14 protein-coding genes are annotated in these 13,183 nt (G+C 62.2%); 5 read left to right on the forward strand and 9 right to left on the reverse strand.

Annotated elements, in window-relative coordinates:
* Nucleotides 1-2: 2 nt before the first annotated feature.
* From WH303_RS18395 to WH303_RS18415, 5 genes are all read right to left on the reverse strand, one after another.
* The gene (locus WH303_RS18395) at nucleotides 3-545 is read right to left on the reverse strand and encodes an RNA polymerase sigma factor (RefSeq protein ID WP_339520229.1); all 543 of its coding nucleotides are present in this window, start codon (nucleotides 543-545) and stop codon (nucleotides 3-5) included.
* 49 nt (nucleotides 546-594) lie between these two features.
* Nucleotides 595-969 carry a COG4315 family predicted lipoprotein gene (locus WH303_RS18400; RefSeq protein ID WP_021026344.1) on the reverse strand — a complete coding sequence of 125 codons (375 nt, stop codon included), beginning with the start codon at nucleotides 967-969 and terminating at the stop codon, nucleotides 595-597.
* Nucleotides 970-1,122: 153 nt separating this feature from the next.
* The gene (locus WH303_RS18405; RefSeq protein ID WP_158400505.1) at nucleotides 1,123-2,670 is read right to left on the reverse strand and encodes an IPTL-CTERM sorting domain-containing protein; all 1,548 of its coding nucleotides are present in this window, start codon (nucleotides 2,668-2,670) and stop codon (nucleotides 1,123-1,125) included.
* A gap of 86 nt (nucleotides 2,671-2,756) precedes the next feature.
* Nucleotides 2,757-4,166 carry an IPTL-CTERM sorting domain-containing protein gene (locus tag WH303_RS18410; protein ID WP_445228312.1) on the reverse strand — a complete coding sequence of 470 codons (1,410 nt, stop codon included), beginning with the start codon at nucleotides 4,164-4,166 and terminating at the stop codon, nucleotides 2,757-2,759.
* Nucleotides 4,166-4,627 (reverse strand): choice-of-anchor J domain-containing protein, encoded by a 462-nt coding sequence (locus WH303_RS18415; RefSeq protein ID WP_339520232.1) that lies wholly within the window; start codon nucleotides 4,625-4,627, stop codon nucleotides 4,166-4,168. The genes WH303_RS18410 and WH303_RS18415 overlap by 1 nt, the downstream gene beginning before the upstream one ends.
* 237 nt (nucleotides 4,628-4,864) lie before the next feature.
* Between WH303_RS18415 and WH303_RS18420 the strand changes: the two genes are divergently transcribed.
* The 5 genes from WH303_RS18420 (at nucleotide 4,865) to greB (ending at nucleotide 8,955) form a co-directional block, all read left to right on the forward strand.
* Complete coding sequence (locus tag WH303_RS18420; RefSeq protein ID WP_339520233.1) at nucleotides 4,865-5,062, forward strand: hypothetical protein; 198 nt, start codon at nucleotides 4,865-4,867, stop codon at nucleotides 5,060-5,062.
* Between the two features lie 179 nt (nucleotides 5,063-5,241).
* On the forward strand, nucleotides 5,242-5,841 hold the full coding sequence (locus tag WH303_RS18425; RefSeq protein WP_339520234.1) for a TetR/AcrR family transcriptional regulator: 600 nt from the start codon (nucleotides 5,242-5,244) through the stop codon (nucleotides 5,839-5,841).
* Nucleotides 5,838-6,791, forward strand: a complete 954-nt coding sequence (locus WH303_RS18430; RefSeq protein WP_021026337.1) for a Bug family tripartite tricarboxylate transporter substrate binding protein — start codon at nucleotides 5,838-5,840, stop codon at nucleotides 6,789-6,791. Before WH303_RS18425 ends, WH303_RS18430 begins: the two co-directional genes overlap by 4 nt.
* Nucleotides 6,788-8,299, forward strand: a complete 1,512-nt coding sequence (locus tag WH303_RS18435) for an amidase (RefSeq protein WP_339520237.1) — start codon at nucleotides 6,788-6,790, stop codon at nucleotides 8,297-8,299. The genes WH303_RS18430 and WH303_RS18435 overlap by 4 nt, the downstream gene beginning before the upstream one ends.
* 95 nt (nucleotides 8,300-8,394) lie before the next feature.
* Complete coding sequence (gene greB / locus WH303_RS18440) at nucleotides 8,395-8,955, forward strand: transcription elongation factor GreB (RefSeq protein WP_021026335.1); 561 nt, start codon at nucleotides 8,395-8,397, stop codon at nucleotides 8,953-8,955.
* Nucleotides 8,956-9,036: 81 nt separating this feature from the next.
* Here the strand turns inward: greB and WH303_RS18445 are convergent, their stop codons facing one another.
* From WH303_RS18445 to WH303_RS18460, 4 genes are all read right to left on the reverse strand, one after another.
* Entirely contained in the window at nucleotides 9,037-11,214 is a 2,178-nt protein-coding gene (locus tag WH303_RS18445) for a RelA/SpoT family protein (RefSeq protein WP_084635755.1), read from the reverse strand.
* 166 nt (nucleotides 11,215-11,380) lie between these two features.
* Nucleotides 11,381-11,584: a DNA-directed RNA polymerase subunit omega gene (rpoZ, locus tag WH303_RS18450; protein WP_021026333.1), complete on the reverse strand. Its 204-nt coding sequence runs from the start codon at nucleotides 11,582-11,584 to the stop codon at nucleotides 11,381-11,383.
* Nucleotides 11,584-12,222, reverse strand: a complete 639-nt coding sequence (gene gmk, locus WH303_RS18455; RefSeq protein ID WP_021026332.1) for a guanylate kinase — start codon at nucleotides 12,220-12,222, stop codon at nucleotides 11,584-11,586. Before gmk ends, rpoZ begins: the two co-directional genes overlap by 1 nt.
* Before the next feature lie 14 nt (nucleotides 12,223-12,236).
* On the reverse strand, nucleotides 12,237-13,148 hold the full coding sequence (locus WH303_RS18460) for a YicC/YloC family endoribonuclease (RefSeq protein ID WP_021026331.1): 912 nt from the start codon (nucleotides 13,146-13,148) through the stop codon (nucleotides 12,237-12,239).
* Between the last annotated feature and the right edge of the window lie 35 nt (nucleotides 13,149-13,183).

Consider the following 13,183-nt stretch of genomic DNA (forward strand, 5'->3'; position numbering starts at 1 on the left):
GGTCACTTCACCCGTTGAATTCTTTGCGCTGCATGGCTGACTTTGTCCTGCTCCCTGCTCTGGCCCGGGCTCGCCATCTCATCGCGCAGCCGGGCGCGTGCCCGCGACAGCCGCGACATCACCGTGCCCAGCGGCACGCCGGTGATCTGCGCCACCTCTTGATAGCTCAGCTCCTCGACGCTGACCAGCAGCAGCACCTCGCGCTGCTCGGGCGGCAGGCGCTGCAGCAGGCGGTCAAGGTCACGCACTTCCAGCGCATCGGTCTGCTGGGCCCGTTGGGGCAGCTCGGGCAACTCGTCGCCTGCGCTGTCTTCGGGCCGGCTGCGCTGGGCGCGCAGGCGGTCGATGAAATGGTTGTGCATGATGCCGAACATCCAGGCACGCAGCTCATTGCGCTTTTGCCACATCGACAAGCGCGACCAGGCGCGCTCCAGCGTGTCCTGCACCAGGTCATCGGCGCGGTCGGGGTCCGAGACCAGCCCGCGCGCATAACGCCGCAGGCTGGGGATGCAGGCCACAATCTCCGCTTCGTCCTGTGCGCGCATGGGGCAGTGGGGTCCGGGGGTGAGGAGGGGAATCAGCAGCAGCCAGCGCTTACTTGACGACGTGCCAGACGTCCTTGAAGTTGTCGCCCGTGGCGTCGCCGGCCTTCTTGTCCGCAGTATAGGTATAGAGCGGCTTGCCCTGGTAGGCCCACTGCTTGCTGCCGTCGTCGCGGGTGATGATGCTGTAGTCGCCTTCGGGCTTGGCATCGGCTGCCGCAGCGTGGGCTGGCCACAGCGCGATGCAGGGGCCGTTGCACATGCTCTTGTTGCTGCCGGCCACATCCTTGTCAAAGGTGTAGAGCGTCATGCCGCTGGCATTGACCAGCATGCCATGGGCCATCTTGGCCGCCGGCTCAGCCTGGGCCAACGGGGCCAGCAGCGCGGCCAGTGACAGAGCGATCAGGGATGCATAAGGGGTTTTCATGGCGGCCATCTTTCAGGGTTGGGTGGAGGAACACCTCTGTAGACGGATGGCCTGCCGGGATTATTCCCGGCATGCTGAAAATTTTGATGGCGCGCAGTTTGCGCTGGTCTGGAGCGCTGAGGCGACGCCCAATCTCCAGACCTTATGGACCGCTTAGAGCGACCAAGCCTTGAACCGGCCACGGTCCCGCGCCATGCCCAGCAGTGCCAGCAAGGCCGACAGCGCCAGCAGACCCCAGGTGCCCAGGCCAGGAACAGGTGTTGGCGTTGATGCCACGGGCGCTGCCGTGATGGTAATGCTGAAGCTCTGCGTTGCGGTATGGACAGCCGCCGCCTTATCAAAGGACTGTTGCGCGCTTACGCTGTCCGTGACCGTGATGCTGAACTCTTCCGTCTGCACCGTAGTGGGCGTTCCGCTGATCACGCCGGTATTGGTGTTGAGACTGAGGCCTGCAGGCAGGTTACCGCTGAGTGCAAAGCTGTAGGGGAGCAGGCCACCACTGACCTGTATCGGTGCGTTGTAGTTCTGGCCTATGGCGCCTTGGGGCAAAGTAATGGTGGGACCGGCGCCAGAAAAGAGCAAATCTGCGCTGGGGATGACGGCAACGCTTGCAGCTGAGGCGGCGCTGCTGCCGCCCAGATTCTTGGCCACCACCGTAAAGGTGTAGGGGGTGCCGTTGGTCAGACCGGTGATCAGGCAGTTTGTCGACACCGATGTGCAGTTGCCCTGGGGCAGACCCGTCACAACATATTCCGTGATGGCCGAACCATTGTCTGCAGGTACGGACCAGCTCAGCTCTACCTCTGCATTGCCTGCAACGGCCGAAGTGATGGTCGGGGCATCAGGAACCGGCGCTGCTGCAACAAGCGTATTGTTGGATGTGCCGACGATGCCGGGGACGACTATATCTGTAGCTACGATAGTTTGTGTACCTGTGGTGAGGAATGTTGCCGAGAATGTGCTCTGGCCATTCACCAGTGTTGCACTGACCGGCAGCGTCGCAGCTGCATCCGAGCTGGAAAATTGCACCGTACCGGTATAGCTCGGCACTTGGTAACCTACGGCATCGAGGGCGGTCACCCTGAAATCGAGCGCCGTGCCTTGGGTTGCGGTGGCAGGTGTTTTGACGGCCAGGCGGCTGGCGGGGCCCACGACGTCGTAGTGGATGGCACCGTTCCAGACCCGAGGTTGGTATACCGCTCCCGTGTTGTTGGTAAAGGGGTATTCCATACCGCCTCCCTCGAAAAATGACAACACGCTGTCTGACGCAAAAAGCCTTCCGACGTTGATCCCATCGCTGTAATTCAAGCTGACATTGGTCGATGTAGACGTGATGTAGAACGCATATGTCTCATTGGCAAGCAGGCTTAAGGGGGTCTCCAGTGCTACCGGTACACCTGTACCTGACACATTTGCCGATACCGGTCCTGTTTGCAGCAAGGTCCAGTCAGCAGGCGAATTGGCATGGCCTACCCAGGTGCCGATGCGGTAGTAGATTTCATAATCCGTATTTCCCATCGGCGACATATCAAACTGCGTAATGGCAATGGCCTGGTTGGCCATGACATCGAACATATTGCCTCGATGGTTATTGCCTGCGTTATACGTGGTCGTCAGTGTGGCTGCATGGGCAAGCGCAGTACATAAGAGTGCGATGAGAAAAAGCGATGCGCGCCGCAATAGGTGAAGGGATGTGTGCATGGCAGGGGCCTGGGCAAAATGGTCGGTGGTGGTCGAAGTGGTGAAGAGATGGCAGCAAGCCACCCCGTTGGGGTGGCTTGCTGCGCTTATGCGCCAGGGCGTCTGCGAACTGCAGTGAGTCCGACAAGTGCCAGCAGGGCGGACAAACTGAGTGCGGCCCATGCGGACAGCGTAGGCACCGCCATTGGCACTGCTGCCACAACGGATTGGACAAAGGCTTCGCTCTGGAGTGCTGGGTAGTTGGCATCGCCGCTGTAACTGGCAACGAGGCTGTGCGCTCCGGCAGTAGCAGGCAGTACGGCATTGATGGTGGCTACGCCATTTACGAGTGCAGCACTCCCCAGCGATGTGGAGCCGTCCAGGATCTCGACCGTTCCCGTGGGCACTGGCGCTGCTTTTGCCTGCAGAGCAGCGGTCTTGTTGGGATCAAAGGCTACCGATACCGTGAACGTCACGCTCTGACCCGGCTGTGAAGGGTTTTGGCTGGAGTTGATGCTGATGCCCGATCCACCTTGAGCGACAGCGACCGTCTGTTGCACCTGGGTGGCATCGCTGTAGTTGGCGTTGCCCAGTTGGTTCGCGTTGATGCTGCAGTTGCCGGCGCCATTGAAGGAGACCAGGTTGCCGCTGATGCTGCAGACTGAAAGGCTGCCGCTGTCGATCGAGAAGCTAACGGCGTTGCCAGAGGCGCCACCATCGGCTGAAACGGTATAGCTGCCGCCTACCTTGGCATTGGCGGGGATGAACGAGCTGAAGCTGATGGTCTGCGCTGCCTTGTCAACGGTGACGTTCTGAGACTGGGACGGCGCAGCTGTGTAGTTCACATCCCCAGCTTGCTGTGCGACGAGTGTGCAGATGCCACCACTGTTGATGGAGACATTGGTGCCTGCCACCGTACAGACCGCTGGCGTGCTGCTGTCATAGCTCACGGGCAGGAGGGAGCTTGCGCTTGCCTGAGGATTGATCGAGAAGCTGCCCCCGGGTGTGTACAGCTGGCTGGCAGGGCTTTGCGATGGGAAGCTAATGGATTGCAATCCCTGTTCCACAGAGATGGAATAGGGCTGGGCGCCCGAACAACCGCTCGCATCGTTCGCCGTGACCGTGAAGTTGGCGGCTCCGGCGGCTGTGGGGGTGCCAGAAATGGCGCCGCTGCTCGACAACGTCAAACCTGGTGGCAGTGCCCCCGAGGTGACGGCGAAGTTTGGAGCGCCCAGCGCGCCACTCTGGCTGAGTGTGGTACTGTAGCTTTGGCCCACGCTGCCTCCAGCAAGGGCGCCCGCAGGCGTCAGCACGACAGAAGGGCAGACATAGGGCGTATAGCTCACAGTGTCGATGCCGATGTAGTCAGAGTTCGTTCCGGAAAAACCGCCACTGGTAACGAAATAACGGAAGGCCATGCGCGAGGACGTGGGGGCTGGCAGGCCCGAAACGGTGACGGTGTACTGCGTCCAGGAGGTTGGATAGACCCCCAAGGTGAGGCCAGGGTTGACACTCATCAGCAGCGTCGTGAAATCACCCACGCCAGTGCCGCTGCCGACATTTGTGCTGGCCCCATTCGTGCTGAGACGCACTTTTCCAAGCGATCGGCGTAGGTGTCCGGGGAGGGCTTTCTTGTATAAAAAGTCAGCACATCGCCGTTGCGTATGGTTCGATTAGGCGTGAGCAGCCAGTTGCTGATCGTTCCGACACTGCCAGTGTTGTTGTAATTGGCTCCGATATACGCATTGGCAGCGCCGCTTTGTGCGTCAAAAGGACCACCTGCAGTGGGCGGATTGCCTTGAAACCAGCCGGTGGACCCGACTCCCACGCTGGCATTGCTCATTACCCATCCGCCACTAACCAGGGTGTTGATGTCGTTAAAAGCTTCTGTAAACGCCTGTGCATGTGCACTGTGGTGCACCCCTATGGAAGCCAATGCTGCAAACGCTCCCGCACATAAAAACTGGTTCATGGCCATTTAGTACACCTTCATAAGCTTTTTACATATGTTGACATTTAAATGTGCGGTGTGTGCTAGATGGTGTCAATCCCTGAAAGTGGTGATAGTGCTCACCCTAGTGCCTTCGATGGCGATATAAAAATACTGTATATTCATACAGTATTATCCATAAACTGGCTAGGCTTGATGTCGCCATCCGGCAGCAGCTGCAAACGAAGCTCTGCGTTGGCTGCCCATAAGAAGAGAGGAGTTCGCATGATTGAAATAGCCCATGACAACCTGAGCGATGCCTGGGAGGGGGGAGACGGTGCCGCTGCGCTGCCGCAGCTGGCGGCGGCCTCGGTGTTTCGGCAGCTGGCGCACAAGCATGGCTTGCTGGCGCCGGGCGAAGAGGCCAGCCCGCAGATGCAGGCGTTTCTGGCCGAGCTGGCGGTGCTCACAGATCTTTTCTGAGGCCGGCACGCTGCGGGGCAAGCGGCCACCACTGCACTCTCCGAGAAAACGCAAGAGGGGCCTGGTCTGGTGATTGCAGCGCGGATCGCCCCTGAGACCGGGCGCCCTTTTCCTAGGCCAAACCCGGATGTCAGCCAAATTACATTACACGCATAATGTATTTTAGGAGACCCCCTGTTGTGCCCAACCTGCATCAGATCAAGAGTGAGCAGACGCGTGAGCGTCTGATGGATGCTGCGCTCGATGTAATGCAAACCAAGGGGCTTGCGAGCCTCTCGATGCATGAGGTGGCCCGCATCGCGGGGATGACGACGGGGGCGGTGCAGCACCATTTCCCGTCCAAGGCCGCGCTGATGCTGCAGATCATTGAGCGGCTGGTGCAGCAGATCGATACCGACGACAGTTTCTGGCCCGCGCCGCACTGGCCCTTGCAGCGGCGTGCCGACCACTTTGTGCAACAGGCCTGGCTGCGGCTGTATGGCCAGCCCCGCTTTGCGGTCGCCTGGGAGGCCTACTTGGCGGTGCGTGCCGATGCCGCCATGGTGGCGCATATCCAGGCCGCACGCGCCCCCATCAATGACAAGCTGCTGCTGCGCATGCTGCGCAGCTTTCCCGAATGGGCCGGTGGGCCCGCCGCTGAAGCGCGCTTTCAGCTGGTGCTGTCCTGCCTGCGCGGCCTGGGCGTGCTCGCGCCGTTCTCCAGCCCGGCTGCGATGGACCGGCAGCTGCAGCAGCTGTCCCTGCTTCTTCAATCTTTTTCCAGCGAGGTGACCCCTTGATCAGAGCATCCCTTCTTGCCTGTGGCCTGACGGCCTGGGCCCTTGGCGCCGCCGCCCAGACCCCGTTGCAGGTGATCGCGCAGCAGCCGCCGGGCAGTGGCTCGGACGCGATGACGCGCGCCTGGGGCGAATGCACCGGGCGGCTGATGGGGCGCCCGGTGGTCGTGCAGAACAAGCCCGGTGCCAATGGCATCCTGGCCATCAACTACCTCAAGGGCCAGCCGGCCGATGGCGCGTTTGCGATGACCATCGGCATGTCGCAGATGACGATCACGCCCTATGTGCACCAGCAGATGCCCTATGACCCGCTCAAGGACTTTGCCGGTGTCGCGATGATTGGCTCGTCCCCGCTGGTGCTGGTGGTGCCTGCGGGTGCGGGCGTGAGCAAACTCGCGGACCTGGAGAAGGTCGCCAAGTCCCAGGCCGGTGGGCTGAACTTTGGCTCGCCCGGCAAGGGCAGCCCTGCGCATTTGCTGACCACGGCACTGACCGATGCCATGCACTGGCCCGCCACCCATGTGCCCTTTGTCGGCGAGAGCGCGGGCCTGACGGCCCTGATGGGCCAGCAGATCCAGGCGATGACCCTGGTGCTCAACACCGCAGCGCCCCAGGTCAAGGCCGGCAAGCTGGTGCCGCTGGCGATTTTTGCCGGCCAGCGCTCGGCGGTGTTGCCCGATGTGCCGACCATTGCCGAGGCCGGTGGGCCGGCGGTGCTGGCGCGGCCATCGTGGATTGCGGTGGTGGCCAAAAAGGGCACGCCGCCTGAGGTGATCAAGGCCTTGAACGATGCCACCAACCAGTGCTACAGCGACCCGGTCTATGCCAACAGCATGGACAAGATGGGCATGACCCTGATGCGCAGCCAGCCTGCCGATGTGCTGGGCTTTGCCGAGCGCGACATCGCCGTCTGGAAGCCTTTGATCGACAAACTGGGATTGGCCACGCAATGAGTTTGGTAGAACACAGCGCAGTCGAGCTGCGCAGCCTGATCCAGAGCCGGCAGATCTCGCCGGTCGAACTGCTCGATGACTGCATCGCCCGCATGCAGGCCATCAACCCGGCGGTCAATGCAATCTGCGCCACCGATTTTGAGCGGGCCCGCACAGCCGCCCAACTGGCCGAAGCGCAGGTGGGGCGGTGCAGCCAGCTGCCGCTCTTGCATGGCCTGCCCTTGGGCGTGAAGGACTTGCAGGCCACCGAAGGCCTGCTGACCACCAGCGGCAATGTGCGGCTGCGCGGCCATGTGCCTGTCAAGGACAATGCCTTCGTGGCCCGGCTGCGCGCCCAGGGCGCGATCGTGACGGCCAAGACCAATACGCCGGACATGGGCGCAGGTGCCAACAGCCGCAACCCGGTCTGGGGCGCTACGGGCAACCCCTTCAACCCGGATTTGAATGCCGGGGGCTCCTCGGGTGGCTCGGCCGCGGCGCTGGCCACCGACATGTTTCCGCTGTGCACCGGCTCGGACACCGGCGGCTCGCTGCGCATTCCGGCGGCGCTGTGCGGCGTGGTCGGCCTGCGCCCCTCGCCGGGCCTGATCGCCAATGATGACCGGCCGCTGGGCTGGTCGGCCATCTCGGTGCTCGGCCCCATGGGCCGGGATGTGGCCGATACCGCGCTGATGATGCAGGCCAGCATGGGCCCGCACCCAATGGACCCGCTGAGCATGGGCGTGGGCCATGCCCCTGTCTGGCCTGTGCCAGAGATGGACCTGCGCGGCCTGCGCGTGGCCTATACCGAAGACTTTGGCACCTGCGCGGTCGACCCGGTGGTGCGCCGTGCCTTTCGCCAGCGGGTGCAGGCCTTGGCGGGTGAGGTGGCCTGCATGGACGCCTTGCCCTGGAACCTGGAAGAAGCGCACCGCTGCTTTGACATTATCCGCGCCGAGAGCTTTGTCGCCGCCTTTGCCGATATCTACCGCACGGCTCCCGAGACCCTGGGCCCGAATGTGCTGGCCAATGTGGAGATGGCCGCCAGCATCAGCCTGGGCGACCGGGCCTGGGCGCATCTGGCGCAGACCCGCATCCAGCGCATGTTCCAGCGCACGTTTGAGCAATACGACCTGGTGCTGGCCCCTGTGACTCCCCTGTCGCCCTTCCCCTGGACGCAGCTCTATGCGCAGGAGGTGGAGGGCAAGACCCAGCGCAACTACTACGAATGGCTGAGCCTCACCTATGTGGTGACCTTGGCGACCAACCCCGCGCTGTCGCTGCCCTGCGGCCGCGATGAGGCGGGCATGCCTTTTGGCCTGCAGATGGTTGGCCCGTTGCACCAGGATGGCCGCCTGCTGGCGATGGCGGCGGCAGTCGAAAAGCTGGGCTTGCACAACAGCGACTTTGCCCGCCCCCGCCCCGACCTGGCAGCCTTGGCCCAGCCCCGGCCCGAATTGCGCAGCATCGTCACCCACCCGCCAGGGTTGGGTGGCGCCGCGCAGGCGGAGGTCGGCCAGGCGGTCTAAGCCTTTCGCAGCTTGATGGGCCAAGCCTGCCATGGCGGTGGCAGGCTTTTTTCTTTCTGGTGGGAGCCATCGCCAATCTTTGTTTAAATAGCAGGATGAACAAGGCCTTTACCAAAGAGACAGACAACGACGACGATGACGATCTGCCGCAGCTGCCCAAGATTGCTGGCGGCAAGAACTACATCACGCCTGGCGGCTACCGCGCGCTGGAGCAGGAGCTGCTGCAGTTGATCGATGACGAGCGGCCCAAGGTGGTGGAAGTGGTGCACTGGGCCGCCAGCAATGGCGACCGCTCGGAAAATGGCGACTACCTGTATGGCAAGAAGCGCTTGCGCGAGATTGACCGGCGCATCCGCTTTCTGACCAAGCGCATGGAGGCGGCCGAGGTGGTGGACCCGGGCGTGCACCACGGCAGCGACCAGGTGTATTTTGGGGCGACGGTGCTGTACTGCGACCAGCATGGCAGCGAGGAGTCGATCACCATCATGGGCATTGACGAGGCCGATGCCAGCCGGGGCCAGGTCAGCTGGGTGGCCCCGATTGCGCGGGCGCTGCTCAAGTCCCGCATTGGCGATGAGGTGCAGCTGCCCACGCCGGGCGGGGTGCGGGTGCTGGAGGTGCTGGATGTACAGTACCCGGAGCTGGGGACCTCTTGAAATAGCCCGCTCTCAAAACACAAGCGCGCCTTTAAGGCGCGCTGTGGTTTGGGGACTGTCCCGATCGCTATCGGATGGCGTTCAGGCGACCGGCAGCACCCGGTGCGCGCGGATCACATAGGGCAGCTTGACCAGCTGGCGCAGCAGCAGCTCGACCTGGGCACGGTCCTTGACGGTCAGCACAAAGCGCAGCGCCATCGTGTCCATGGCCACTTCGTCGTCCATCGTGATGTGGGTGATGTCCGAGCCCATCGCAGCAATCTCGGCAGCAATCTTGCCCAGCACACCCTTGCCGTTGTTGATGGTGACGACGACGCCGGTGTCGAACTCGTTGGCGGGTTCGTCGGCCCATTCCACATCAACAAAATGCTCGGCATCCTTGGCCAGCAGGCGCTTGCAGACGGCGCACTGGGCGTTGTGCACAACCAGGCCGGCGTTGCGGTCCAGGTGGGCGGCAATCGGATCGCCCGGCACGGGGCGGCAGCATTTGGCGTATTTGACGGCGGCATTGGGCGAGCCGTCGAGCACGAGCGCCGCCGTGGCGGTGCTGGCGCCGGTCTTGAAGCGCTCCTGGCTCAGCAGCACGGCATCCGGCCGCTGGCCTTGCTCGGCCAGCAGGTCCACCACCTGCTTGGCGGCAAACACGGCAATGCGCTTGCCCTGGCCGATGTCGTTGAACAGCTCCACCTTGTTGCGCGCTTCGAGGCGGGTGAGCAGGCGGTCCCAGACGGCCTTGTCTTCGGGCAGCTGCGAGATGCCTTCGGCCCGCATTGCCTGCAACAGCAGGCGCTCGCCCAGCGCAGCGGTCTCGTTCTGGCCCTGGGTCTTGAGGTAGTAGCGGATCTTGGACTTGGCCCGGCCGGTGCGCACGATCGTGAGCCAGGACGGGTGGGGCGCGGCATCGGGCGAGGTCGAGATCTCGATCACATCGCCGCTCTTGAGCACGGTGCTGAGCGGCACCTGCTCGTTGTTGATGCGCGCGCCTTGCGTGCGCTCGCCGACATTGGAGTGGATCGCGTAGGCAAAGTCCAGCACGGTCGCGCCCCGGGGCAAGGTGAGCATCTGGTTCTTGGGCGTGAACACATAGACCGAGTCGGGGAACAGGTCCACGCGCACGTTGTCCCAGAACTCATGGGCGTCATGTGTCTCGTCCTGGATGTCGAGCAGCGACTGCACCCATTTGTTGCCCAGTTGCTCGCCATTGGGCATGGCCCGCGCCTGGATCATCCAGTGCGTGAGCACGCCGTACTCGTCGACCAGGTTCATGTCTTCGGTGCGGATCTGGAAATCCATGCTCACACCCGAGGGGCCGACCAAGGTGGTGTGCAGCGACTGGTAGCCGTTCGACTTGGGGTTGGCGATGTAGTCGCGGAATTTGGAGGGCACCGGGCGGAACACCTGGTGCAGCACGCCCAGCGCGGTGTAGCAGTCGATCAGGTTGGGCACGATGACGCGCACGGCGTAGGAGTCGGTCACCTGCGCAAACGACAGGCGCTTGCCATCCATCTTCTTGTAGATGGCGTAGAGCGTTTTTTCCTGGTTGCCCAGGCGGATCTTGATGCCGGACTTGGCAAAGGCCGAATCGACCTCGGCATGGATCTTCTGGACCACGTCCTTGCGCCGGTTGCGCGAGCGGCCCAGCGCCTTGACCAGCGTGTCATGGCGCCAGGGGTAGAGGTGCTTGAAGGCCAGGTCCTGCAGCTCGCGGTAGACGCGGTTGATGCCCAGCCGGTTGGCGATGGGCACATGGATTTCCATGGTCTCGGTTGAGATGCGGCCCCATTTGCTGCGCGGCATGTCGGACATGGTGCGCATGTTGTGGGTGCGGTCAGCCAGCTTGACGAGGATGACGCGCACATCGCGCGCCATGGCCAGCAGCATCTTGCGGAACGACTCGGCCTGGTTCTCTTCGCGCGAGTTGAACTGCAGCTTGTCCAGCTTGGTGAGGCCATCGACCAGTTCGGCCACCGTGTCGCCAAACTGGCGGGCAATGTCATCGCGGGTGACGCCGCAGTCTTCCATCGCGTCATGCATCAGCGCGGCCATCAGCGCCTGGGCATCGAGCTTCCAGCTCGCGCAGATCTCGGCAACCGCAATCGGGTGGGTGATGTAGGGGTCACCACTGCTGCGGAACTGGCCGGTGTGGGCCGTGGCGGCAAACTCGAAAGCTTCTTCCACCAGGGCCAGATCTGCTTCACCGAGGTAGTCGAGCTTCTCCAGAAATTCGGCGTAGGCACTCACCACTACCGGATACGACATGGCAGGCTTGGCTGCGGCGGTAGCGATGACGCCAGAGACTTGGGCGGGTGCGGAGGGGATGGACACGGACTTCACGCCTTAACTGTAGCGTGCGATGACAAATTTGTGTGAATACCAAGAAAAATGGCACCGCCATTCGGTGCCATTTTGTTGCATACGCAGGGGCTTAGCCGGGTACTTTTTTCAGCATTTCCAGGCCCACCTTGCCAGCAGCGATTTCGCGCAGCGCGGTCACGGCCGGCTTGTTGCGGCTTTCGATTTTGGGCGTGTGGCCTTGGCTCAGCATGCGGGCGCGGTAGGTAGCGGCCAGAACCAGTTGGAAGCGGTTAGGGATTTTGTCGAGGCAGTCTTCAACGGTGATGCGGGCCATCAGGAGTTCTCCAGGGTAACAGGGATGTCGAGTGACGAGAATATTTCGCTGCGAACGCGTCTTTGGGCCGAATAGCGCAAGCGTTGTGAATGTACAACGGCCTTCAAATCGAACAAAGCGCGCTCGAACAATTCGTTAATTATAACGAAGTCGAATTTGTGGACCTGGGCCATCTCGTCGCGGGCGTTCTTGAGGCGCTTCTCGATGACGTCGGAGGCGTCTTCGCCGCGGTTTTCCAGACGCGAGCGCAGCTCTTCCCAGCTGGGCGGCAGGATGAAGATCAGTACCGCATGGGGAAAGCTTTGCTTGATCTGCAAAGCGCCCTGGTAGTCGATCTCCAGCACGATATCGGTGCCCTTGGCCAGGCGCTCCTCAATCGCTTTCTTCGAGGTGCCGTAGAGGTTGCCATGCACATTCGCCCATTCGACAAACGCGTTGGAGGCAATCATGCGCTCGAAGTCATCGCGCGAGGCGAAGTAGTACTCGCGCCCATGCTTTTCCTGGCCACGCGGCGAGCGCGTGGTGTGGGAGATCGAGCGAAAGACTTGGGAGTCGAGCTCGAGCAGCGCCTTGACGAGCGACGACTTGCCCGCACCGCTGGGGGCCGAGACGACAAAGAGGTTTCCGGGGTATTCCATGGTTTGGCTTCTTCTTATTCGATGTTCTGCACCTGCTCGCGCATCTGTTCGATCAGGACCTTCATGTCCACGCTGATGCGGGTCAGATCCAGCGCTGCGGACTTGGAGCCCAAGGTGTTGGCCTCGCGGTGCAGCTCCTGGATCAGGAAGTCCAGGCGCTTGCCGATGTCGCCACCCTTGGTGAGCAGGCGGCTGATTTCTTCCAGGTGCGAGCGCAGGCGGGTGAGTTCTTCGGCCACATCGATGCGGATCGCAAAGGAGGTCGCCTCGGTCAGCGCGCGGTCCTGGGCGGCTTCTGGCGAGACGCTGCCGGCGCTCAGCGCCATCGCTTCTTGCCAGCGCTCCAAAAAGCGCTGCTTTTGCTGCTTGACCAGCTCGGGGATCAGCGGCTCGGCCTGTTCGGCCAGTTGGCGCAGCTGCTTGATGCGGTCTTGCAGCATATCGGCCAGGCGCTTGCCTTCGCGTTGGCGGGCGTCGAGCAGGGTCTTGAGGGCTTGCTGGCACAGCGCGGCCACATTGTCGGCCCAGTTCTCGGGCAGCTCGATGCTGCCGCTGCCGCTCAGGCGTAGTACTTCTGCCACAGTGAAAGGCTGGGCCGTAGGCATCCAGGCCTTGACGGTGTCCTGGAAGCTGCCCAGCTGCTGGAGCAGGCGGGGCGAGGCGACGGGCACGCTGGAAGCCTGTTCACTGTTGATCAGTACACGTACTTCCACCTTGCCACGCTTCAGACTATTATCTACCAGAGAGCGTAACTGTGGTTCGCAGCTTCTGAGATCTTCCGGAAGCTTGAAAGATAAATCGAGAAAACGGCTGTTAACCGAGCGAATTTCCAGTCCGACGCGCCAGAGGGAGGGAGCATTGTTGTCACCGTCAGGTGGGATGCTTTGCTGGACAGAGGCATAGCCTGTCATGCTGTAAACTGGCATAGGACTGTATGAGGTTGCTTGCAATCGCGCTCATT

The organism is Comamonas sp. MYb69, assembly GCF_037479315.1.
GTDB lineage: Bacteria > Pseudomonadota > Gammaproteobacteria > Burkholderiales > Burkholderiaceae_C > Comamonas.

What these genes read in the sequence shown, in the direction of transcription:
- WH303_RS18395 (WP_339520229.1), bottom strand. Translation starts at nt 545, where the DNA reads ATGCGCGCACAGGACGAAGCGGAGATTGTGGCCTGCATCCCCAGCCTG.
- WH303_RS18400 (WP_021026344.1), bottom strand. Translation starts at nt 969, where the DNA reads ATGAAAACCCCTTATGCATCCCTGATCGCTCTGTCACTGGCCGCGCTG.
- WH303_RS18405 (WP_158400505.1), bottom strand. Translation starts at nt 2,670, where the DNA reads ATGCACACATCCCTTCACCTATTGCGGCGCGCATCGCTTTTTCTCATC.
- WH303_RS18410 (WP_445228312.1), bottom strand. Translation starts at nt 4,166, where the DNA reads ATGAGTGTCAACCCTGGCCTCACCTTGGGGGTCTATCCAACCTCCTGG.
- WH303_RS18415 (WP_339520232.1), bottom strand. Translation starts at nt 4,627, where the DNA reads ATGGCCATGAACCAGTTTTTATGTGCGGGAGCGTTTGCAGCATTGGCT.
- WH303_RS18420 (WP_339520233.1), top strand. Translation starts at nt 4,865, where the DNA reads ATGATTGAAATAGCCCATGACAACCTGAGCGATGCCTGGGAGGGGGGA.
- WH303_RS18435 (WP_339520237.1), top strand. Translation starts at nt 6,788, where the DNA reads ATGAGTTTGGTAGAACACAGCGCAGTCGAGCTGCGCAGCCTGATCCAG.
- greB (WP_021026335.1), top strand. Translation starts at nt 8,395, where the DNA reads ATGAACAAGGCCTTTACCAAAGAGACAGACAACGACGACGATGACGAT.
- WH303_RS18445 (WP_084635755.1), bottom strand. Translation starts at nt 11,214, where the DNA reads ATGTCGTATCCGGTAGTGGTGAGTGCCTACGCCGAATTTCTGGAGAAG.
- rpoZ (WP_021026333.1), bottom strand. Translation starts at nt 11,584, where the DNA reads ATGGCCCGCATCACCGTTGAAGACTGCCTCGACAAAATCCCTAACCGC.
- gmk (WP_021026332.1), bottom strand. Translation starts at nt 12,222, where the DNA reads ATGGAATACCCCGGAAACCTCTTTGTCGTCTCGGCCCCCAGCGGTGCG.
- WH303_RS18460 (WP_021026331.1), bottom strand. Translation starts at nt 13,148, where the DNA reads ATGCCAGTTTACAGCATGACAGGCTATGCCTCTGTCCAGCAAAGCATC.